20 protein-coding genes and 2 tRNA genes are annotated in these 20,771 nt (G+C 36.2%); 15 read left to right on the top strand and 7 right to left on the bottom strand.

Annotated features, from left to right (window positions below; genetic code table 11):
- Nucleotides 1–29 precede the first annotated feature (29 nt).
- On the bottom strand, nucleotides 30–1,172 hold the full coding sequence (locus ACR9EA_RS12770) for an acyl-CoA dehydrogenase (RefSeq protein ID WP_435133697.1): 1,143 nt from the start codon (nucleotides 1,170–1,172) through the stop codon (nucleotides 30–32).
- A 93-nt stretch (nucleotides 1,173–1,265) separates the two neighbouring features.
- Between ACR9EA_RS12770 and ACR9EA_RS12765 the strand changes: the two genes are divergently transcribed.
- The 9 genes from ACR9EA_RS12765 to ACR9EA_RS12725 all read left to right on the top strand — a co-directional run bounded on the left by ACR9EA_RS12765 (nucleotide 1,266) and on the right by ACR9EA_RS12725 (nucleotide 8,609).
- Nucleotides 1,266–2,330, top strand: coding sequence for an anhydro-N-acetylmuramic acid kinase (locus ACR9EA_RS12765; protein ID WP_435133695.1), 1,065 nt, complete (start codon nucleotides 1,266–1,268; stop codon nucleotides 2,328–2,330).
- Between the two features lie 70 nt (nucleotides 2,331–2,400).
- Complete coding sequence (locus tag ACR9EA_RS12760) at nucleotides 2,401–3,627, top strand: Glu/Leu/Phe/Val dehydrogenase dimerization domain-containing protein (RefSeq protein WP_435133689.1); 1,227 nt, start codon at nucleotides 2,401–2,403, stop codon at nucleotides 3,625–3,627.
- Nucleotides 3,628–3,637: 10 nt separating this feature from the next.
- Complete coding sequence (gene nhaD / locus ACR9EA_RS12755; RefSeq protein WP_435133687.1) at nucleotides 3,638–5,035, top strand: sodium:proton antiporter NhaD; 1,398 nt, start codon at nucleotides 3,638–3,640, stop codon at nucleotides 5,033–5,035.
- Between the two features lie 65 nt (nucleotides 5,036–5,100).
- Nucleotides 5,101–5,799 (top strand): MotA/TolQ/ExbB proton channel family protein, encoded by a 699-nt coding sequence (locus ACR9EA_RS12750; protein ID WP_435133684.1) that lies wholly within the window; start codon nucleotides 5,101–5,103, stop codon nucleotides 5,797–5,799.
- Between the two features lies 1 nt (nucleotide 5,800).
- Nucleotides 5,801–6,193, top strand: coding sequence for an ExbD/TolR family protein (locus ACR9EA_RS12745; protein WP_435133682.1), 393 nt, complete (start codon nucleotides 5,801–5,803; stop codon nucleotides 6,191–6,193).
- A 4-nt stretch (nucleotides 6,194–6,197) separates the two neighbouring features.
- A complete protein-coding gene (locus tag ACR9EA_RS12740) occupies nucleotides 6,198–7,082 on the top strand; it encodes an energy transducer TonB (protein WP_435133679.1) in 885 nt (294 codons plus the stop codon).
- Nucleotides 7,082–8,302: a bifunctional folylpolyglutamate synthase/dihydrofolate synthase gene (locus ACR9EA_RS12735; protein ID WP_435133677.1), complete on the top strand. Its 1,221-nt coding sequence runs from the start codon at nucleotides 7,082–7,084 to the stop codon at nucleotides 8,300–8,302. The genes ACR9EA_RS12740 and ACR9EA_RS12735 overlap by 1 nt, the downstream gene beginning before the upstream one ends.
- A 62-nt stretch (nucleotides 8,303–8,364) precedes the next feature.
- A tRNA-Val gene (locus tag ACR9EA_RS12730) sits at nucleotides 8,365–8,439 on the top strand.
- 95 nt (nucleotides 8,440–8,534) lie between these two features.
- Nucleotides 8,535–8,609: transfer RNA gene (locus ACR9EA_RS12725), tRNA-Val, on the top strand.
- A 53-nt stretch (nucleotides 8,610–8,662) separates the two neighbouring features.
- Here the strand turns inward: ACR9EA_RS12725 and ACR9EA_RS12720 are convergent.
- Both ACR9EA_RS12720 and rho read right to left on the bottom strand, forming a co-directional pair.
- A complete protein-coding gene (locus ACR9EA_RS12720; RefSeq protein WP_435133674.1) occupies nucleotides 8,663–9,946 on the bottom strand; it encodes a UDP-N-acetylmuramoyl-tripeptide--D-alanyl-D-alanine ligase in 1,284 nt (427 codons plus the stop codon).
- A gap of 128 nt (nucleotides 9,947–10,074) precedes the next feature.
- Entirely contained in the window at nucleotides 10,075–11,805 is a 1,731-nt protein-coding gene (gene rho / locus ACR9EA_RS12715; RefSeq protein ID WP_435133673.1) for a transcription termination factor Rho, read from the bottom strand.
- Nucleotides 11,806–12,004: 199 nt separating this feature from the next.
- Here rho and ACR9EA_RS12710 point away from each other — a divergent pair, with 199 nt between their 5' ends.
- On the top strand, nucleotides 12,005–12,415 hold the full coding sequence (locus ACR9EA_RS12710; RefSeq protein WP_435133670.1) for a DUF4293 domain-containing protein: 411 nt from the start codon (nucleotides 12,005–12,007) through the stop codon (nucleotides 12,413–12,415).
- A 130-nt stretch (nucleotides 12,416–12,545) separates the two neighbouring features.
- On the opposite strand, the gene ACR9EA_RS12705 is transcribed toward ACR9EA_RS12710, so the two are convergent.
- A complete protein-coding gene (locus ACR9EA_RS12705; protein WP_435133668.1) occupies nucleotides 12,546–13,037 on the bottom strand; it encodes a metallophosphoesterase family protein in 492 nt (163 codons plus the stop codon).
- Nucleotides 13,038–13,111: 74 nt separating this feature from the next.
- Between ACR9EA_RS12705 and truA the strand changes: the two genes are divergently transcribed.
- A complete protein-coding gene (gene truA / locus ACR9EA_RS12700) occupies nucleotides 13,112–13,861 on the top strand; it encodes a tRNA pseudouridine(38-40) synthase TruA (protein ID WP_435133665.1) in 750 nt (249 codons plus the stop codon).
- Nucleotides 13,854–15,620 (top strand): ABC transporter ATP-binding protein, encoded by a 1,767-nt coding sequence (locus tag ACR9EA_RS12695; protein ID WP_435133661.1) that lies wholly within the window; start codon nucleotides 13,854–13,856, stop codon nucleotides 15,618–15,620. Before truA ends, ACR9EA_RS12695 begins: the two co-directional genes overlap by 8 nt.
- Here ACR9EA_RS12695 and ACR9EA_RS12690 read toward each other — a convergent pair.
- Genes ACR9EA_RS12690 through folP form a run of 3 tightly spaced genes read right to left on the bottom strand, consistent with a single transcriptional unit; the run spans nucleotide 15,617 to nucleotide 17,857 of the window.
- On the bottom strand, nucleotides 15,617–16,402 hold the full coding sequence (locus tag ACR9EA_RS12690; RefSeq protein WP_435133658.1) for a diadenylate cyclase: 786 nt from the start codon (nucleotides 16,400–16,402) through the stop codon (nucleotides 15,617–15,619). The genes ACR9EA_RS12695 and ACR9EA_RS12690 overlap by 4 nt on opposite strands.
- Before the next feature lie 37 nt (nucleotides 16,403–16,439).
- On the bottom strand, nucleotides 16,440–17,081 hold the full coding sequence (locus ACR9EA_RS12685; RefSeq protein ID WP_435133655.1) for a hypothetical protein: 642 nt from the start codon (nucleotides 17,079–17,081) through the stop codon (nucleotides 16,440–16,442).
- Between the two features lie 2 nt (nucleotides 17,082–17,083).
- Nucleotides 17,084–17,857: a dihydropteroate synthase gene (gene folP, locus ACR9EA_RS12680; protein WP_435139881.1), complete on the bottom strand. Its 774-nt coding sequence runs from the start codon at nucleotides 17,855–17,857 to the stop codon at nucleotides 17,084–17,086.
- Nucleotides 17,858–17,988: 131 nt separating this feature from the next.
- Between folP and ACR9EA_RS12675 the strand changes: the two genes are divergently transcribed.
- The 3 genes from ACR9EA_RS12675 to ACR9EA_RS12665 are packed head-to-tail and all read left to right on the top strand — an operon-like array spanning nucleotide 17,989 to nucleotide 20,752.
- Nucleotides 17,989–18,528 (top strand): DUF1599 domain-containing protein, encoded by a 540-nt coding sequence (locus ACR9EA_RS12675; protein ID WP_435133653.1) that lies wholly within the window; start codon nucleotides 17,989–17,991, stop codon nucleotides 18,526–18,528.
- A 36-nt stretch (nucleotides 18,529–18,564) separates the two neighbouring features.
- Complete coding sequence (locus tag ACR9EA_RS12670) at nucleotides 18,565–19,671, top strand: BT_3928 family protein (RefSeq protein ID WP_435133650.1); 1,107 nt, start codon at nucleotides 18,565–18,567, stop codon at nucleotides 19,669–19,671.
- Nucleotides 19,672–19,678: 7 nt separating this feature from the next.
- Entirely contained in the window at nucleotides 19,679–20,752 is a 1,074-nt protein-coding gene (locus ACR9EA_RS12665) for an ABC transporter permease (protein WP_435133648.1), read from the top strand.
- The last annotated feature ends 19 nt before the right edge of the window (nucleotides 20,753–20,771 follow it).

Below are 20,771 nucleotides of genomic sequence, written 5' to 3'. Positions count from 1 at the left end.
CGTTTTTAGTATATTAAATAAGATGTGTTTTACGCGTCTAAAATTCCTCTGGAAATTACAATCTTCTGAATTTCGGAAGTGCCTTCATAAATCTGTGTAATTTTAGCGTCCCGCATTAAACGTTCTACATGATATTCTTTTACAAAACCGTTACCACCGTGTATTTGTACGGCCTCAACAGTCGTGTCCATAGCAACTTGCGAAGCGTATAATTTTGCCATTGCGCCAGACATCGTGTAGTCTTTTTTGTGGTCTTTGTCCCAAGCGGCTTTCATACATAAATGTCGTGCAGCTTCAATTTGGGTGGCCATGTCAGCTAGTTTGAAGGCTATCGCTTGGTGGTTGCAAATTTCTGTGCCAAAAGCTTTACGTTCTTTAGAGTATTTTAATGCCAGTTCGTAAGCGCCGGAGGCAATACCTAAAGCTTGAGAAGCAATGCCTATGCGGCCGCCAGCAAGTGTTTTCATGGCGAATTTAAATCCGAATCCGTCTTCTCCAATTCTATTTTCTTTAGGGACTTTTACGTCGTTAAATTGCAAAGAATGGGTGTCGCTGCCACGAATGCCTAGTTTATCTTCTTTAGGGCCGATATCGAAACCTTTCCAGCCTTTTTCTACAATAAAAGCGTTGATGCCTTTATGTTTTTTTTCGACATGTGTTTGGGCTATAACCAAATAAAAATCGGCAGTGCTTCCGTTAGTAATCCAGTTTTTGGTGCCGTTTAAAAGGTAGTGGTCGTCTTTTTCTATAGCTGTCGTTTTTTGCGAAGTCGCGTCGCTTCCTGCTTCGGGTTCGCTTAAACAAAAGGCGCCAATAGATGTTCCGGTAGCGAGTTTGGTTAGATATTTTTGTTTTTGATCTTCGGTTCCGAATTGTTCCAAGCCCCAGCAAACTAAAGAATTGTTAACAGACATGACAACCGAGGCAGACGCATCGATTTTAGAAATTTCTTCCATAGCCAATACATACGAAATGGTGTCTAGGCCGCTACCGCCGTATTTAGGGTCTACCATCATGCCTAAAAAGCCAAGTTCTCCCATTTTTTTTATTTGTTCTTTTGGGAATTCTTGTTTATTATCGCGTTCTATAACGCCAGGAAGTAATTCGGTTTGAGCAAAATCGCGAGCTGCATCGCGAATCATGAGGTGTTCTTCTGTAAGATTAAAATCCATAATTGTGAATAATATTATTGAATTTGTAAAAACTGGTATCAAATATATGTTTTAATTGTTGAATATTCAATATATCTAAATAAATAATGAGATATGGTGAAAGATAAATATAAAATTGTTGGAGTAATGTCGGGCACGTCTTTAGATGGTATCGATCTGGTTTATGCCCACTTTACTAAAGAAAACACTTGGGAATTTGAAATTATTGCTGCCGAAACACTACCATATTCAAAAACATGGGTTGCTAAATTACATCATTTGGTAGCGTATTCTAAAGAGGAATTAAAAACCTTAGACGAAGCTTACACGGTTTATTTGGCAGAGTGTATTCAGGGGTTTTTAGACGCACATAACATAACAGAAGTCGATGCGATTTGTTCGCATGGTCATACCGCATTGCACGATCCAGACAATGGTTTAACGTACCAAATTGGAAATTTACCCAAGTTGGCCAACCTATTAAAGCAAACTGTGGTTTGCGACTTTAGAGTAGATGATGTGGCTTTGGGAGGGCAGGGAGCGCCTTTGGTGCCTGTGGGTGATGCCCTCTTGTTTACAGATTATGCCTATTGCTTGAATTTAGGTGGTTTTGCCAATGTATCTACAGAATTGTATGGTAAGCGCATTGCTTTTGATGTGTGCCCGGCAAATATTGTTTTAAATCATTATGTAAAGCCTTTGGGTATGGATTATGATGCTGGAGGTGTTTTAGCTTCAAAAGGAGAAGTGCATCAAGAGTTGTTAGATGCTTTAAATGGCTTGTCTTTCTATGGGACTGCTTACCCGAAATCTTTAGGTTTAGAATGGGTTAAAGCTCATGTTTTTCCACTTATAGATTTTTATCATTTAAAAACTGAAGTCATTTTAAGAACATTTACCGAGCATATTGCCATGCAAATAGCAAATGTAGTACCAGATGCCACCGAGGCGACCATGCTAATAACTGGTGGTGGAGCCTATAATACGTTTTTGCTGGAGCGCATAAAAGCCTTAACACGTTGTACCATAGCAGTACCAAATTCTGAAATTATAGAATTTAAAGAAGCGCTTATTTTTGGGTTTTTAGGTGTTTTAAAACTACGTGGCGAGGTAAACTGTTTAATGAGCGTTACTGGAGCAGAAAAAAATCATTCCTCAGGATATATTTATTATGGCTAAAATTATTGTAAAATTAATTTCAGGGGATTTTTAGTTTTTTATATTTGTTACCATAATTTTAATACATTACATGAAAGACTTACTTCAGAAGTACGAAAACAAAAGCCCTGAAATCGTATTTAACTGGAAAGACCCAGAAACAGAAGCAGAAGGATGGACCGTTATAAACTCGTTAAGAGGAGGTGCAGCAGGCGGAGGAACCCGAATGAGAAAAGGTTTAGATATGAATGAAGTACTATCGTTAGCAAAAACGATGGAAATTAAATTTACCGTTTCTGGTCCCGCTATTGGAGGCGCAAAGTCTGGAATAAATTTCGACCCAAAAGATCCTAGGAAAAAAGGCGTGTTAGAGCGCTGGTATAAAGCTGTATCGCCATTACTAAAAAGTTATTATGGTACAGGTGGCGACCTGAATGTAGATGAAATACACGAGGTTATTCCGATTACCGAAGAAAGCGGAGTTTGGCACCCGCAAGAAGGTGTGTTTAACGGACATTTTAAACCTACCGAAGCCGATAAAATTAATCGTATTGGACAATTAAGACACGGCGTGATAAAGGTGATCGAAAACCCGAATTTTTCTCCGAGTGTAGCTAAAAAATATACTGTTGCCGACATGATTACGGGTTACGGTGTAGCTGTTGCCGCAAAACACTTTTATAATATTCATAACGATTCTATAGCCGGTAAGCGCGTTGTAGTACAAGGTTTTGGTAATGTTGGCGCTGCTGCCGCTTTTTATTTTGCTCAGATGGGCGCTAAAGTGGTAGGTATAATTGATATTGCTGGCGGACTTATTAATGAAAATGGATTCACCTTTGAAGAAATTACAGAGTTGTATTTAAACAAATCTGGTAATACCTTAAACAGCGATAAGTTGATACCATTTAAAGATATTAACGAACAAATTTGGTCGCTAAAAACCGAAGTATTTGCACCATGTGCTGCGTCTCGATTAATTACAAAAGCGCAAATAGACGAGATGATTACTAATGGTTTAGAGGTGATTACCTGTGGTGCTAATGTGCCTTTTGCAGATAAAGAAATTTTCTTTGGACCTATTATGGAATATACCGATAATAAAATCAGTTTAATTCCAGACTTCATTTCAAACTGTGGTATGGCTAGGGTGTTTGCCTACTTTATGGAACGTAAAGTACAAATGACCGATGAAGCTATTTTTAATGATACTTCAGACATCATTCAAAATGCCATTCAGAATGTATATAACAAAAACCAAAATAAAACTGAAATTAGTAAAACGGCATTCGAAATTGCCCTTACTCAACTTATTTAATTAAAAACTCATGGAATTAGGAATTATTTTTGTGTTTATTGTAGGCTATTTGGCCATTACTTTAGAACACACTTTAAAAATCGATAAATTAATCCCGGCATTAGTTATGATGGCTATTTGTTGGGCAGTTATAGCTTTAGGATTAGATAGTTTCACGCAATGGTTCGACTCTGGTGAGCATGCGCTTTTAGAAACTTTTGGCATGTTGGGCCACGAAGAGAAGTTGCATTTAATGGAAGAAACATTATTACATCATTTAGGTAAAACCGCCGAAATTTTGGTGTTTTTATTGGGAGCGATGACTATTGTAGAAATTATCGATTATTTTGATGGTTTTGCAACCATTAAAGGCTACGTGAAAACTAAAAGTAAAAAGAAAATTTTATGGGTGTTTGCGTTTTTAGCTTTCTTTTTATCTGCGATTATAGACAATTTAACAGCAACCATCGTATTAATTTCGATACTTCAAAAAATAGTTAAAGACCGCGAGGTGCGTATCTGGTATGCAGGTTTAATTATTGTAGCAGCTAATGCTGGTGGAGCTTGGTCGCCTATTGGAGACGTTACTACAACAATGTTATGGATTGGTAATAAAGTAACCACAGGACATTTATTAGGATATTTATTTGTGCCTTCGTTATTATGTATGTTGGTGCCAACATTAATAGCGTCGTTTATGCCAGCTTTTAAAGGAGATTTAGATACCCCAGAGGAAGATGAAGACGATAAACCTAAAAGTAAATATAGTGCCACTATGTTGTATTTAGGTTTGGGTGGTATTGTGTCTGTGCCTGTTTTTAAAACGGTAACACACTTGCCTCCTTATGTAGGTATGATGTTAGCTTTAGGCATCGTGGCAGTATTTGCAGAGATTTATAGTAATAAGAAATTTTCAATTTCTGATATAGAAACAGAAGATAACGATACTCATGGGCATCATAGTCCTGTACACAGTTCTTTATCTAAAATTGAGTTACCAAGTATTTTATTCTTCTTAGGTATTTTAATGGCTGTAGCGGCATTAGAATCTTTAGGTATTTTATTCGATTTAGCTTCTAGTTTAAAAGGTACTATGCCTATGTTAGGTACCGAGTTGCATCATGCAGGCGTGTCAGATTTAGTAGTGCTATTATTAGGTGTAGGTTCTGCAGTAATAGACAATGTGCCGTTAGTAGCAGCGAGTTTAGGAATGTTTTCGGAGCCAACAGATAACGAATTATGGCATTTTATAGCGTACTCTGCTGGTACAGGAGGTAGTATGTTAATTATTGGATCTGCTGCAGGTGTGGTAGCTATGGGAATGGAAAAAATAGATTTCTTCTGGTATTTAAAGAAAATTTCTTGGTTAGCATTTGTTGGGTTCATCGTTGGTGCTGCAGCGTTTATGGTTACCAGAACTCTATTTTAATCCTCTTATACTTAACCTTAAAAATTAACGTTATATTGTTTAACTAGTTAAATGAATTAAAATTTATGTTATACGCCCTATTTCAAGATGCTTCTGAAGCCACAGAAGTTGTTACCGACGAACCGGTTAAAAAAACACTATCTATTATAGAGTTAATAAGTAGTGGAGGAGTTGCAGGTCAGGTTATTATTGGTATACTGTTTTTGTTGCTAATTGCCGCAGTGTATATTTATTTCGAGCGTTTATTTGCTATTAAGGCAGCGTCTCAAATAGATAGTAATTTCATGAATCAGATTAAAGACCATGTTAGTAATGGTAAAATAGATTCGGCGCAAATGTTGTGCGCGCAGGTTAACTCTCCTGTATCTCGTTTAATAGGAAAAGGCATTACGCGAATAGGAAAACCTTTAGAGGATATAAATACTGCGATAGAAAACGCGGGACGACTAGAAGTATATGGTTTAGAAAAAAACGTAAGTATTTTAGCAACCATATCGGGAGCGGCACCTATGATTGGGTTTTTAGGAACCGTAATAGGTATGATTTTATCTATTTTCGAAATCGCTAATTCTGGAGGGCAAATCGATATTAAATTATTGGCAGACGGACTTTACACCGCCATGACAACCACTGTAGCAGGTTTAATTGTAGGTATTGTGGCTTACATGACCTATAACCATTTAGTTGTAAAAACCGATAAAGTGGTGTATCAAATGGAGTCGAATTCATTAGAATTCTTAGATCACTTAAACGAGCCTACTTAATATGAATATTAGAGGACGAAATAAAGTAACTCCAGAATTCAATATGTCGTCTATGACAGATATTGTTTTCTTGCTACTTATCTTTTTTATGTTGGCATCTACCTTGGTTACTACAAATGCTATAGATGTACTATTGCCTAAAGCCAGTGGTAAAACCGAAAATAAACAAACGGTAGCCGTAAGCATTAAAAAAGATCTGACCTATTATATCGATCAAAGTCGTGTTGGCGAAAGCGTTTTAGAGCATGAGCTTAAAAATCGCTTATCTAAAGAGTCTAAGCCAACCATAGTGTTACGTGCCGAAGAATCGGTGCCTGTAGAACACGTTGTTAAAGTGATGGATATTGCCAATAGAAATAAATTTAAAGTCATTTTGGCTGTAAGACCAAATTAATATCATGAAATATTTACAAACAAAGCACGAACGCAATTCGGCAAAAATAACAGTGTTATTTGCCATTATTGTACTATTGTTATTGTTTGTTGTAGGGCCACCATATATGGATCCGCCCGAAGAATATGGCGTGGCTGTTAATTTTGGTACTACAGACTTTGGTAGTGGCAATAAACAGCCAAATACACCAATACAATCGAAGCCTGTAAATATTAACAAGCCACCCGAAGAGGTTGTAGAACCTGAAAAAGTGGCGCCAAAACCTGCCGAAGCTGCTGCTCCAAAAGAGCAAGTATTAACCGATGATAATAGCGAAGAGATTGCTATAAAAAAACAAAAGGAAGCTGAGGCAAAGGCGAAACGCGATGCCGAAAATAAGGCCAAAGCAGAAGCCGAAGCTAAAGCAAAGGCCGAAGCTGAACGCGTGGCTAAAGAGCAGCGTGAAAAAGAAGAAAAGAAAAAAAAGTTAGATGCTTTAATTGGTGGTGTTAGTAAATCTGATGGTACTGCAAAAGGTAGCGAAGGCGATGATAATAAAGTAGGCGACAAGGGCCAGTTGGATGGCGATCCGTATGCAGCCAGTTATTTTGGAGGAGCTGGTTCAGGTAGTGGTGGTGTTGGTTATGGATTAAACGGTCGTGGTAAAGCAACATTCAATACTATAAAACAAGATTGCAACGAATCTGGTTTAGTGGTTGTACAAATAGAAGTAAATAAACAAGGTCAGGTTATTAAAGCTGTTCCAGGTGTTAAAGGAACCGAAAATAATAGTCCGTGTTTATTAGAACCTGCTAGAAAAATAGCCATGTCGCATAAATGGCGACCAGATGCTAATGCGCCTGCTCGACAAATTGGTTTTGTGAGTATAGACTTTAGTTTGGGGCAATAATGAAGAGCTATCAAGACACTTTGCAGTGGATGTTTGCGCAGTTACCCATGTATCAACGGCAGGGACAAACAGCGTTTAAAAAAGATTTGTCTAACACGTTATTGTTAGCAGCTCATTTAGATCATCCCGAGCGCGAATTTAAAAGTATTCACGTAGCGGGAACCAATGGTAAAGGCTCTACAAGCCATATGTTGGCTTCAATTCTTCAAGAAGCCGGATATAAAGTTGGTTTGTACACGTCACCGCATTTAAAAGATTTCAGAGATCGCATTCGTATAAACGGTGTAGAAATCGAAGAGAATTTTGTAGTCGATTTCATAGCGAATAACAAAGAATTTTTCGAGAATCATAGTTTGTCATTTTTCGAAATGACTGTAGGTATGGCTTTCGATTATTTCAGAAAAGCGCAAGTCGATATCGCGGTTATCGAAGTTGGATTGGGAGGACGATTAGACTCTACAAATATTATTACTCCAGAACTTTCAGTAATTACAAATATAGGTTTAGATCATACTCAGTTTTTGGGCAATACGCTTGAAGCTATAGCAGGTGAAAAGGGCGGAATTATAAAACCTAACATTCCTGTGGTTATAGGAGAAACACAACGCGAGACGTGTGGTGTTTTTAAAACTTTAGCAGTAAATAATAACGCTAAAATTGTTTTTGCCGATCAAACCATTGATGAAGCTTTGTCGAGTGATTTGATTGGGAGTTATCAGAAAAAAAATATAAAAACGGTAATGCAAGCTGTAAAAGAGCTTCAGCTTTTAGGCTATTCTATTTCCGAAGCTAATATGAAAACAGGTTTGTTGCAAGTAGCAGCAACTACGGGTTTAAAAGGCCGTTGGCAAGTGTTGCAACATCATCCAACTATGGTGTGCGATACTGCGCATAACTCCGAAGGCCTTAAAGAAGTTATGGAGCAGCTTAAAAAAGAACGTTATACAAACTTACACATGGTTTTTGGAGTTGTAAACGATAAGGATTTAAACTCTATTTTTGCTGTGCTGCCTAAGCAGGCAACCTATTATTTTTGTAAACCTGATGTGCCAAGAGGATTAGATGAAAAAGAACTTAAAACCTTGTTTTTGGCAAAGGGATTTAAAGGTGAAGCGTATGATTCTGTAAATGAAGCGTGTAACAACGCTTTAAAATCGGCTTTGTCTTCAGATTTTATTTACGTTGGCGGAAGTACATTTGTGGTTGCAGAAATTATATAAAAAAAGTTGAAAAAAGTTTTTGTAGAATTAAAATCTAGCTTATATTTGCACACCAATTGCAAGGGCGCGTAGCTCAGTTGGTTCAGAGCACTTGGTTTACACCCAAGGGGTCAGGGGTTCGAATCCCTTCGCGCCCACAAAAGCTTCTCTTTTTAGAGAAGTTTTTTTGTGGTTTTTCAAAGACAGTTTGCTGTTGCTTTTGAAAAATATATTTTTAAAAACAGCCCTTTACGGGCGCGTAGCTCAGTTGGTTCAGAGCACTTGGTTTACACCCAAGGGGTCAGGGGTTCGAATCCCTTCGCGCCCACAAAAGCTTCTCTTTTTAGAGAAGCTTTTTTTATGCCTAATGGTTTGGTTGTTCTATAGTAAATCCAGAATACGCTCTAATTTCATACCTCGTGATGCTTTTATAAGCAACGTGGTGTTTGTTAAATCTATGTCCTGAAATTTAGCGTTGAAATCTTCAAAGGTATCGTATTTTAAAAGCTTGTCTGATGCAAACGGAGTTGCGTAAAATTGTTTGCCTATGGTAATAATTTTATGAATAGCTAAACCCGAAGCTAATTTTACAATGTCTTGGTGTTCTAATTCAGCGTCTGCACCCAATTCAAACATATCTCCAATTATGGCTATTTTCTTATCATCATTTAATGCAGCAAAACTTTCTAGTGCAGCCTTCATACTTGTCGGGTTGGCATTGTAAGCATCCAAAATAATTTTCTGATTAGGTTTTTCTATAATTTGAGACCTGTTGTTTGTAGGGGTGTATTGCTCTATTGCGGTTTGTATATCGTCATCATTAACTTTAAAATAGTTGCCAATTGCAATTGCAGCAGATATATTGTTGAAATTGTAGGTGCCTATTAAATGGCTTTTTACGGTTAAGTTGTTGTAGCTAGCCTCAACAAATGGGTTAGCGCCGTTAAGTGTTACCGTAACTTGAGCCGTGTTGGGGTTGGTGCCAAAAGTATAGGTGTTTAAAGACTGTGATTTTTCTATTTGTGTACTGTCATTAGCGTTAATAAAGGCTAGACCTTTTGTTTTTAAAAGGTATTTGTACAATTCTGTTTTTCCTTGTACTACACCTTCTAAACTGCCAAAACCTTCTAAATGCGCTTTACCAAAGTTGGTAATATAGCCGTAGTTTGGTTGTGCAATTTGGGATAAAAAAGCTATTTCCTTTAGGTGATTAGCTCCCATTTCTACGATACCAATTTCGGTGTCTTTGGTCATGGATAAGAGGGTGAGCGGAACACCAATGTGGTTGTTTAAATTGCCAATTGTGGCTGTTGTTTTGTGTTTTTGAGACAGCACGGCATTAATAAGTTCTTTTGTTGTGGTTTTGCCGTTGCTACCAGTTAGTCCAATTATAGGAATGTTTAAATATGTTCTGTGGTAGGTGGCTAATTCTTGTAGTGTTTCTAATACATTATCTACAAGAATTGTGTTTGAATTGCTTTGGTAATTAGCTTCGTCTATTATGGCGTATTTAGCACCTAGTTCTAGTGCCTTCTCCGCATAGGTGTTGCCGTTAAAATTATCGCCTTTTAAAGCGAAAAACATATTGTTAGCCTGCAATGTTCTGGTGTCTGTGCAAACAGCATTGCATTCTAAAAACAGCTGGTGTAGGTTTTGTATTTTCATGATATAAATGTATAAAAAAGCATTGTGTAAAGTCTATTACCGATCTTGCTTTTTTTAACGAAATGTAATAAAAAAAGAGACCGTTTAATAAAAACGATCTCTTTTAATGTATAGTAAAACTTCTGGTTTTAACTGTTCATGGAGATTAAAAACTCTTCGTTGTTTCTGGTTTGTTTAAAACGATCGTTAATAAATTCCATCGCTTCAACAGGATTCATATCTGCTAGATATTTACGCATTATCCACATGCGCTGTATGGTGTTGTCGTCTAGTAATAAATCGTCGCGACGTGTACTTGAAGAAATTAAATCTATAGCTGGGAAAATTCTACGGTTGGCAATACGTCTGTCTAATTGTAGTTCCATATTACCTGTTCCTTTAAATTCTTCAAAAATAACTTCGTCCATTTTAGAGCCAGTATCTGTAAGTGCAGTTGCAATTATAGATAGCGATCCGCCTTTTTCGATGTTACGTGCGGCGCCAAAAAAGCGTTTTGGTTTGTGTAGGGCATTGGCGTCTACACCACCACTTAAAATTTTACCAGAAGCAGGTTGCACGGTATTGTACGCTCGTGCTAAGCGAGTTATAGAGTCTAATAGAATAACCACATCGTGACCGCATTCTACCAAGCGCTTTGCTTTTTCTAGAACAATATTCGCGATTTTTACGTGTTCGTGCGCTTCTTTATCGAATGTAGAGGCTACAACTTCGCCACGCACATGGCGTTGCATATCTGTTACCTCTTCTGGGCGCTCGTCTATTAATAAAATAATTTGATAAACTTCTGGGTGATTGGCAGCAATGGCGTTGGCAATGTCTTTTAATAACATGGTTTTACCAGTTTTCGGTTGCGACACAATCATACCACGCTGTCCTTTTCCTATTGGGCTAAACAAGTCCATAATTCGTGTAGAAATGGTACTTTGTTTTTCGGCGATATTAAATTTTTCTTTAGGGAATAAAGGTGTTAAATGCTCGAACGACACACGGTCTCTAACCACTTGCGGATCTAAGCCATTAATTTTGTTAACCTTTATTAAAGGGAAATATTTTTCGCCTTCTTTAGGTGGACGTACATTTCCTAGTACGGTGTCTCCTGTTTTTAGGCCAAAAAGTCTGATTTGTGATTGCGATACATAAATATCGTCTGGCGATGATAAATAATTATAGTCCGATGATCTTAAAAATCCATAACCATCTTGCATAATATCTAAAACACCTTCACTTTCTATAATAGCATCAAATTCGAATTCTGGTTCTCTATAACGGTTACGTGTATCTTTATTGCCGTTAGAGCCTTGATGATTTCCGTTTTGGTTATTATTGTTTTTTGCGTGTTGTTTTTGGTTACCAGTATCCTTTTTCTGGTTGTCTTTTTTCTGACGGTTCTGTTGCTGATTCTCTTTTTGAGGTGTATTCGCTTTATCTTCTTTAGCTATGGGTGTGTTCGATTCTTTAGCTTTTTGCTGAATTGCCGGTTTGTTTGTAGCTTGTTTTTGTGGCTGCTTACGTTGCGGCTTGTTAGGTGCTGGAGCTTCGGTTTTAGCTTCAGGTGTATTAGAATCTGTGGCCTGCTTGTCTTGATTATTTGCCGTTTGTTTGGCGGGAACGCGTTTTTTTATACGCTCTCTTTTAGGTTTAGGGGCAGCTTCGTTTTTAGAAGTTGGTTGTTCTGTATTTTCCGAAGAGTTTTCAGATTTAGCTTCTATAACCGCTTTAGGGTTGGCTGCTTGGTGATCTAGTACTTGATAAACTAAATCGAGTTTTTTTAATGAACGAAACTTAGGGATGCTTAATTTTTTTGCAATTTCCTGTAATTCAGGAAGCTTCATTTCTTTTAATTGAGAGATTTCAAACATTGATGTTCAATTGAATATTTGAGTTAGATTTTTTTACTGATATATTCTGAAGAAAAAAATTATCTTATTCTGAAGAATTAACAATCTAAAACCAAGAGTGTTGTACATTGTTAATGCAATTATACGACTTTTATTTTAATATTTTATATAAATGTTCTCAAAGAAACTACTATTTTTGTCGTCGAGATTATAAAAACGAATGATACAACGTATACAATCTATTTACTTGTTACTAGCAGCTGTAGTGTCTGGCGGACTTATATTTGTGTTTCATTTATGGACCAATGTGCAAGACGTTTTAGTATATGCGGCAGATAATGTAATGTATTTAGGTTTGTTTTTGGCTTCGGCATTATTATCTCTGATTTCCATTTTTATGTATAAAAATAGACAAACTCAATTTGTTTTGGGACGTCTAAACATCATATTAAACTTTATTTTACTAGGATTTTTCGTGTATCAATCTCTAAATTTATCTGGAGAAACTTTGGTTTCTGAGAAAGGTATTGGGATGTTTCTTCCTATAATTTCTATCGTATTATTAGTGTTAGCTAATAAAGCCATTAAAAAGGATGAAGATCTTGTAAAATCTGTAGATCGACTGCGTTAAACCTAACATCTTAGTAGTATTAGTGCGTGTAAAAAACCCGAAGGTTGTGCTTCGGGTTTTTATTTTTTATAACAGTAATGAAGTGATGTGGTTTATGTTTTTTTGATTTCTGACTAAAGCCTACGACTTTCTATCTTTTAAGTTCTACCACTTCCAAATCTTTTATTTTATCACCATCAATAACAAAGCGTAACATGGTACGTACTTTATGAAAACCATGTAAACCGATGGCACCAGGATTCATATGTAAAAGATTCAGTTTTTTATCGGGCATAACCTTTAAAATATGCGAATGCCCACAAATAAAAAGTTTTGGCGGATTGGCATACATATCGCTTTTTATTTTAGGGTTGTATTTGTTGGGATAGCCGCCAATATGGGTAATCCAAACATCTACATCTTCGCACATAAATCTGTTGTTTTCTGGGAATTCTTTTCTAATTTCAGCGTTATCAATATTGCCATAAACGGCGCGAAGCGGTTTTAATGCTTTAATGGCATCTGTAACTTTTAAATCTCCTATATCACCTGCGTGCCAGACTTCGTCGGCTTGTTTTACATATTTTAAAATAGTAGCGTCTATATGGCTGTGGGTATCGGAAAGTAAAAGGATTTTTGTCATTAAGATAATATTGTGAGTCGAAACTAGTAAAACTATTTATCTTTGTAGCTTGATAAACAAAATTACAATATTTCTTGAGATATTTTTTAGAACTTTCTTATAACGGTGCGGCATATCACGGATGGCAAAACCAGCCCAAAGCCATTTCTGTTCAAGAAGTAATAGAAAAAGGCTTATCGGTGTTATTAAAGACAGCTGTAAGCATTGTTGGTGCAGGGCGCACAGATGCAGGTGTGCATGCTAAACAAATGTTTGCACATTTTGATGCAGATAAAAGTTTGAATTTAGAGGATTTGGCATATAAACTGAATGCATTTTTACCTAAAGATATTGCCGTACATAACGTGTTGCAAGTACAGCCAGAAGCCCATGCGCGTTTTGATGCCATTAGTAGATCGTATTTATACCGTATAGCATTGCAAAAAAATGTTTTTAATTACGAACACACGTATTATGTAAAGCCAAAATTAGACATTGAAGCCATGAAAGAAGCCGCAACGGTGTTGTTGGGGTATAAAGATTTTCAGTGTTTCTCGAAAAGCAATACCGATGTAAAAACGTATAATTGCGATATTAAAGCAGTAGTCTTTAATGTGGTTGAAGATGAATTACTGTTTACAATAACAGCCGATCGGTTTTTAAGAAATATGGTAAGAGCCATAGTTGGTACATTAATAAATGTTGGTTTAAGGAAAATTACTGCCCAAGATATGCATCGCATTATTTTATCTAAAGATAGGGGCGAGGCCGGATACTCGGTTCCTGCTCAAGGTCTATATCTAACGCAAGTAATGTATCCAAAATCTATATACATAAATGAATAAAAAAGATACATCGAGTTTTAACGTTAATTTGTTTAAACGCCTTTTAAAGTATATTAAGCCTTATAACCGTGTGTTTATTGGGGTGTTTCTGTCGGTAATTTTGCTGGCTATTTTTGGTGCGCTTAGGCCAAAATTACTGCAAATGGCCATAGACGATAATATAGCCACTAAAACCGTTGAGGGCTTTTTGCCTTATGTACTTATTATGGTAGGCCTTTTGGTGTTCGAGGTTGTATTTCAACTTGTATTTATTTTTTATTCAGGATGGTTAGGGCAAAGTGTTGTGCGCGATATCCGTGTAAAACTCTTTAACCACATGCTTAAATTTAAAATGAAATATTACGATAATTCTTCTGTTGGTTTGCTTATTACCAGAGCGGTTACCGACATGGAGCGTATTGCCGATATTTTTGGAGAAGGCCTGTTTATGATTTTTAGAGACGCCTTAACTATGGTAGTTGTAGCAGGTGTAATGGTGTATATGAATTGGAAACTAAGCATTATCGTATTTCTAATGTTGCCTTTGGTGTTGTATGCAACGCGCGTGTTTCAGAAATATATGAAGAAGGCTTTCGAGGAAGTGCGAACAGAAGTTTCTAATTTAAATTCGTTTGTACAGGAACGCGTTACCGGGATGAAAATTTTACAACTATTTACACGTGAAGACACCGAGTACAAGAACTTTAAAATTATAAACGAACGCCATAAAAAAGGCTGGTTAAAAACGGTTTGGTATAACTCAATTTTCTTTCCGATAGCCGAACTATCATCATCTATAACCATTGGTTTGGTGGCTTGGTATGGCGGACTCGATGCTGTAATGCGCGACTCTTCGTCTTTAGGCGATTTAACCGCATTTGTAATGATGATTCCGATGTTGTTTAGGCCATTACGCCAAATTGCCGATAAGTTTAATACATTCCAAATGGGTATGGTTGCTGCCAATAGAGTGTTTAATATTTTAGATACTACATCGCATATAGATGATTATGGAACAGAAGAAGCCACACATTTTAAAGGCGATATTTCGTTTGAAAATGTGCGATTTAGTTATGTGAAAGACGAAGTGGTTTTAAAAGATATTTCGTTGGATGTAAAAGCGGGGCAAACAGTTGCTATTGTAGGAGCAACAGGTGCCGGAAAATCGACCATTATTAATCTGTTAAGCCGATTTTATGAAATTGATAGTGGTGTAATTAAAATTGATGGTAAAGATATCAAAGCATTTTCACTAGCCTCGTTGCGCTCCCAAATAGCTGTGGTTTTACAAGATGTATTTTTATTTGCCGATACTATTTTTAATAACATCACCTTAAGTCATCCAGATATTACTGAAGAGCAAGTAGTTCAAGCAGCAAAAGATATTGGTGTTCACGATTTTATTATGAGTTTGCCTAACGGCTATCAGTATAACGTGAAAGAGCGTGGCGTTATGTTATCGTCGGGACAGCGCCAATTAATTTCATTTTTGCGTGCTTATGTTACCAACCCAAGTATATTGGTTTTGGATGAAGCGACATCGTCTGTCGATTCGCATTCCGAGCAATTAATACAAAATGCTACCGATAAAATTACAAAAGGCAGAACTTCTATAGTCATAGCACACCGTTTGGCAACTATTAAAAAAGCCGATCAGATTATAGTTATGGATGCTGGTGAAATTGTAGAGCAAGGTACCCACGACGAGTTGCTTAAAAAGGAAAATGGCTATTACAGAAATTTATACGAGGTACAGTTTATGAAAGAATTGTCGGCTTAAATTAAGTCCTGTTTTATATAGGTGCTTAATTCAGCAATGTCTTCGTAGCTTACAAACTCACCGTTTTTAAAATACGATATTTGTCCGGTTTCTTCGCTTACTACAAGTGCTAGAGCATCGGTTTTTTCGGTAACTCCAACTGCAGCTCTGTGTCTTAATCCAAAGCGTTGCGGTAAATTTTTATCGTTGTTAACAGGTAAAATTACACGTGTGGCTTTTACAATGTTATTAGCAATTATAATCGCTCCATCGTGTAACGGACTATTTTTAAAAAAAATACTTTCTATTATGGGTTGTGTAACGGTAATATTCATCTCGTCACCAGTGTGTGCCAGAAAATCGAGGTTGTTGTTACGCTCAAAAACAATTAAAGCTCCCGTGTTGGTGGCCGACATTTTTACGCAGGCAGATACAACAGCATCAATATTGGATTCGTCGCTCGATTCGGTTTTTAAAAATTTCAACTGTTTGAATAAATGTCCACTTTTTCCAAAATTAGTAGAGCCAATCATTAGTAAAAATTTTCTGAGTTCTTGTTGAAATACTACAATTAGGGCAAACATTCCAACACTTATAAATCCGCCAAGTATATTACTTAACAATTGCATGTGTAATGCTTCGGTAACCTTCCAAATAATATAAATAATTACAATACCTATAAAAATGTTTATGGCTACGGTGCCTTTTACCAATTTATATACATAGTAGAGTAGCAGGGCCACTAAAAACACATCGATTAAATCGATTAAAGTAAATTTTAATAGGTCGCTAAAGATTTCCAAAGGGCAACAGTTTTTTGTAAAAGTAGCAAATTAAGTGTTAATATATAAATTCGTTTCTATCTATTAAAACAGCAGTTTTTGTAATTGTTAAAAGCGCATCTTTAAATTGTAAATAGTCTTGAAAGGTAATATGTTGGTCGAAATTTAACACGAGCTTCACGCTGTTGTTAGTGGTATTTAAAGCATTTATAAATGTATTTAACTTGTAAACTTGATTTTGGTAACGAATGGCTTCAGAAGAAATATCTACTATGGCAGTAGTGTCGTGTAATGTTTTTATGTGTTCTGTTGCTTTTGTATTCAAACGAAATGTAGTTGCGGTAAATTCTAAAAAACACAAATTTTTAGAGTTCGGATTAAAGGCTGTAAAATAATTCTTTGCGTTTTTATTTTTATGCGATGCATTTTCTTTTTTGTCTTGAAGGGCTTTAATGGCGGGAATTGCTTGTTTTAAACTTAAGCGTTTGTCTACATTAACCAGCCAATTTGTGGTACTTATTAAATTGCGTTTATTAACTTCTAGACTGTCTATATTAGCGGTGTTGTAAAAAAGATAGGCGGGCGATACATCTAAAATTTCTGTAATATTAGAATGATGTATTTCGGCTAATTCTAGAGCTTTATCGTTTGTACAATTGAAACAGAATACAGCGATAATCAAAATATAAAATGATTTCATATTTATCCGTTTAAAACCTTTGTTAACGTAATACATTCCATAGCTTCTTTTACATCGTGAACCCTTAAAATTGAAGCACCTTTTTGTAAACTAATGGTATTGATTACCGATGTGCCGTTTAATGCCTGGTCGGCTGTGGTGTTTAAGGTTTTGTAAATCATAGATTTTCTAGAAACTCCAACCAATAGCGGTAAGTCTGTAAGATGCAGCAGTTCTAATTTATTTAAAAGTTCGAAATTTTGTGCTGTAGTTTTAGAAAACCCAAAACCAGGATCTATAATGCAGTCTATAATGCCGTGAGCCCTCGCTTGTTGTATGCGTTCGGAAAAATACAAGAGCATGTCTTTAAGCAAATCATTATATCGGGTGTGTTGTTGCATGGTTTGTGGGGTGCCGCGCATATGCATCATAATGTACGGAACCTGTAATTTGCCAACAGTTTCTAACATGTTTCGGTCTAACATTCCAGCAGAAATGTCGTTAATAATGGCGGCTCCGGCTTCTATACAGGTTTTCGCAACTTGGTTTCTAAAGGTATCTATAGATAGCAAAATATCAGGAAAGCTTTGTGTTAATAATTCAACAACAGGGACTATACGTTTTAATTCTTCGTCTTGGTTTACATGAGCTGCATCTGGTCTGGAACTATAAGCACCAACATCTATAAAGGTTGCCCCTTGCTTAAGCATGTGCTCTACTTGTTTTAAAATGGCGGTGTTGTTTGTGTAGTTTCCGCCGTCGTAAAAGGAGTCTGGGGTAAGGTTTAAAATCCCCATAACGTGAGGAGTAGAAAGATCTATAAGTTGGCCTTTACAGTTTATGGTAGTTGTCAAAACGTGTTTAGGGTGGGTTTAAGTTTGTAATTCAATTAAATTATGCGAAATTTACGCAAAATTCAATTCAATTTATGCAAGATACTTCAAAACAATTTGATGCCGTAATTACCGCGTGTAGGAGTTTGTTTATTAATAAAATGAAAGATTATGGCTGTGCTTGGCGGGTATTACGGTTACCATCGTTAACCGATCAGATTTTTATAAAAGTACAACGCATACGCGGATTACAGGAAAATGAAGTTCAGAAAATTGATGAAGGCGAAGTAAGCGAATTTATTGGTGTGATTAATTATTGTATTATGGCCTTAATACAGTTAGAAAAAGGAGTGGCCAATCAGCCCGATTTGTCTACAGTTGAAGCCACCGATTTGTACGATGAAAAAATAGCCCAAACAAAAAGCTTAATGATGGATAAAAATCATGATTATGGCGAGGCTTGGCGCGATATGCGTGTAACATCGTTAACCGATCTTATTTTTCAGAAAATTCTTCGTGTTAAACAAATTGAAGATAATAAAGGCAAAACACTTGTAAGTGAAGGTATAGATGCAAATTACCAAGACATGATTAACTACTCGGTTTTTGCCTTGATTCATTTAGAAAACAAATAGCACATAAAAATATAATTTATAGCATTCCCTTAGTTCATGAAAGCAATAGTAAACGTAAGTAGAATTTTTGTTGGTATATTATTTATCATTTCAGGATTAATTAAACTTAACGATCCCATCGGATTCTCCTTTAAGCTCGAAGAATATTTTAGCGCAGCCGTTCTTAATTTAACATTTTTAGAGCCTTATGCGTTAATGATTTCTGTACTTGTGGTAGTGTTCGAGGTGCTTTTAGGTGTGTTTTTATTAATAGGTTACAAACCAAAATTTACGGTGTGGAGCCTATTGCTAATGATTGTGTTTTTTACCTTTTTAACGTTTTATTCGGCATACTTTAATAAAGTTACCGATTGTGGTTGTTTTGGCGATGCTGTAAAACTAACACCTTGGGAGTCATTTTCTAAAGATGTGGTATTATTAATTTTAATTGTAATCTTGTTTTTTGGCGTTAAGCACATAAAACCTGTATTTAGTAGGTTTGGTTTAACCTTAGTGTCTTTATTTAGTTTTATTGGGTGTTTGTGGTTGGCTTATCATGTGTTAATGCACTTACCTGTTAAAGACTTTAGACCTTATAAAATAGGTGATAATTTATGGGAGAATATGATTGTTCCAGAAGATGCACCTAAAGCAGATATCGATTATAAATGGACTTTTAAAGTGAATGGCGAAGAGCAGGTTATTACTACAAAAGGCGCTTATCCTTCAGTTGCCGGGGAGTTTGTAAGTGTAGATACCGAGGTTATAAAACCTGGTTACGAAGCACCTATTCACGATTTTACTATAGAAAAAGATGGCGAAGATTTTACAGAAGCCATTCTACACGATAAACATGTTGTGCTTTTAATAGCTTATAATTTAAACACGTCTGAAAGTCTGGGACTTCAAGCCTTAAAAAATGTATCGGATAAGGCTTTGGGAAATGGCTATAAAGTAATCGGGTTAACAGCTTCTGGCGAAGATGTACAAGCACAAGTAAAAGCAATGTATGGTTACGATTTCGATTTTTATTTTACAGACGAAACTGCTTTAAAAACTATAGTGCGTGCCAATCCGGGAATTTTAATTTTGAACGAAGGTACCGTCTTGCAAAAAGTACATTGGAATGATGTAGACGATTTAGATTTACATAAAGTCAATTAGTGGTTGTATGCAGTATCTTTTAAATAAACTGATATACGCGCTATTTACCTTGTTTGGTGTAGTTACCGTGATATTCTTTTTATTTAATGTTTTACCAGGCGATCCGGCACAAATGATGTTGGGGCAAAACGAAGATAGCGAACAACTGGCCATCATTAAACATAAATATGGTTTCGACAAACCTATTGGTACACAGTATGTTTATTATTTAAACGATTTATCGCCAATATCTTTTCATTCAAATAATAGCAATACTTATACTTTTTTAAGTCCAGGTAAGTATAACGCGTTACCACTGTTTAGCGTTTTTAATACACAGGTAGTTTTAAAGCTACCTTACCTGAGGGAATCTTTTACGAAACAAGGTAAAAAAGTTAGTCAGGTTTTGGCCGAAACCTTACCTAATACGTTCGTGTTAGCCGTTTCAGCAATAGTAATTGCCATCGTCTTAGGTGTTGTATTGGGAATATTTTCTGCATTGTATAAAGATAGTTGGGGAGATAAGTGCATTCAACTGCTCAGTACTTTAGGTATGAGTGTGCCTTCGTTTTTTAGTGCCATCTTGTTTGCTTGGTGTTTTGGGTATGTATTGCATAAATATACCCATTTAGATATGACAGGAAGTTTGTACGAGTTAGACGATTTTGGGGAATCGATGACAATTCAATGGAAAAATTTAATCCTTCCCGCTATAGTTTTAGGAATACGTCCTTTAGCTGTAGTTATTCAATTAATGCGTAATTCACTTTTAGAAGTGTTTAATCAAGACTACATCAGGACAGCCCGTGCGAAGGGCTTAACCGAATATCAAATTATAAAAAAACATGCTGTAAAAAATGCGTTAAATCCTGTGGTAACAGCAATTTCAGGATGGTTTGCGTCTATGTTGGCTGGAGCGGTATTTGTAGAGTACGTTTTTGGCTGGAATGGTTTAGGAAAAGAAATTGTAAATGCACTTAACACACTAGATTTACCCGTTATTATGGGTTCTGTACTTATAATTGCGCTTCTTTTCATAATAATCAATATTTTTGTAGATATAATATATGCTTGGTTAGATCCAAAAGTAAAACTTCAATAAATTAAAAACACACAACATT

The sequence above is a fragment of the Formosa sp. A9 genome (genome assembly GCF_051200825.1).
Taxonomy (GTDB): Bacteria; Bacteroidota; Bacteroidia; order Flavobacteriales; family Flavobacteriaceae; genus Formosa.
This window is presented reverse-complemented; position numbering and strand designations above follow the sequence as displayed.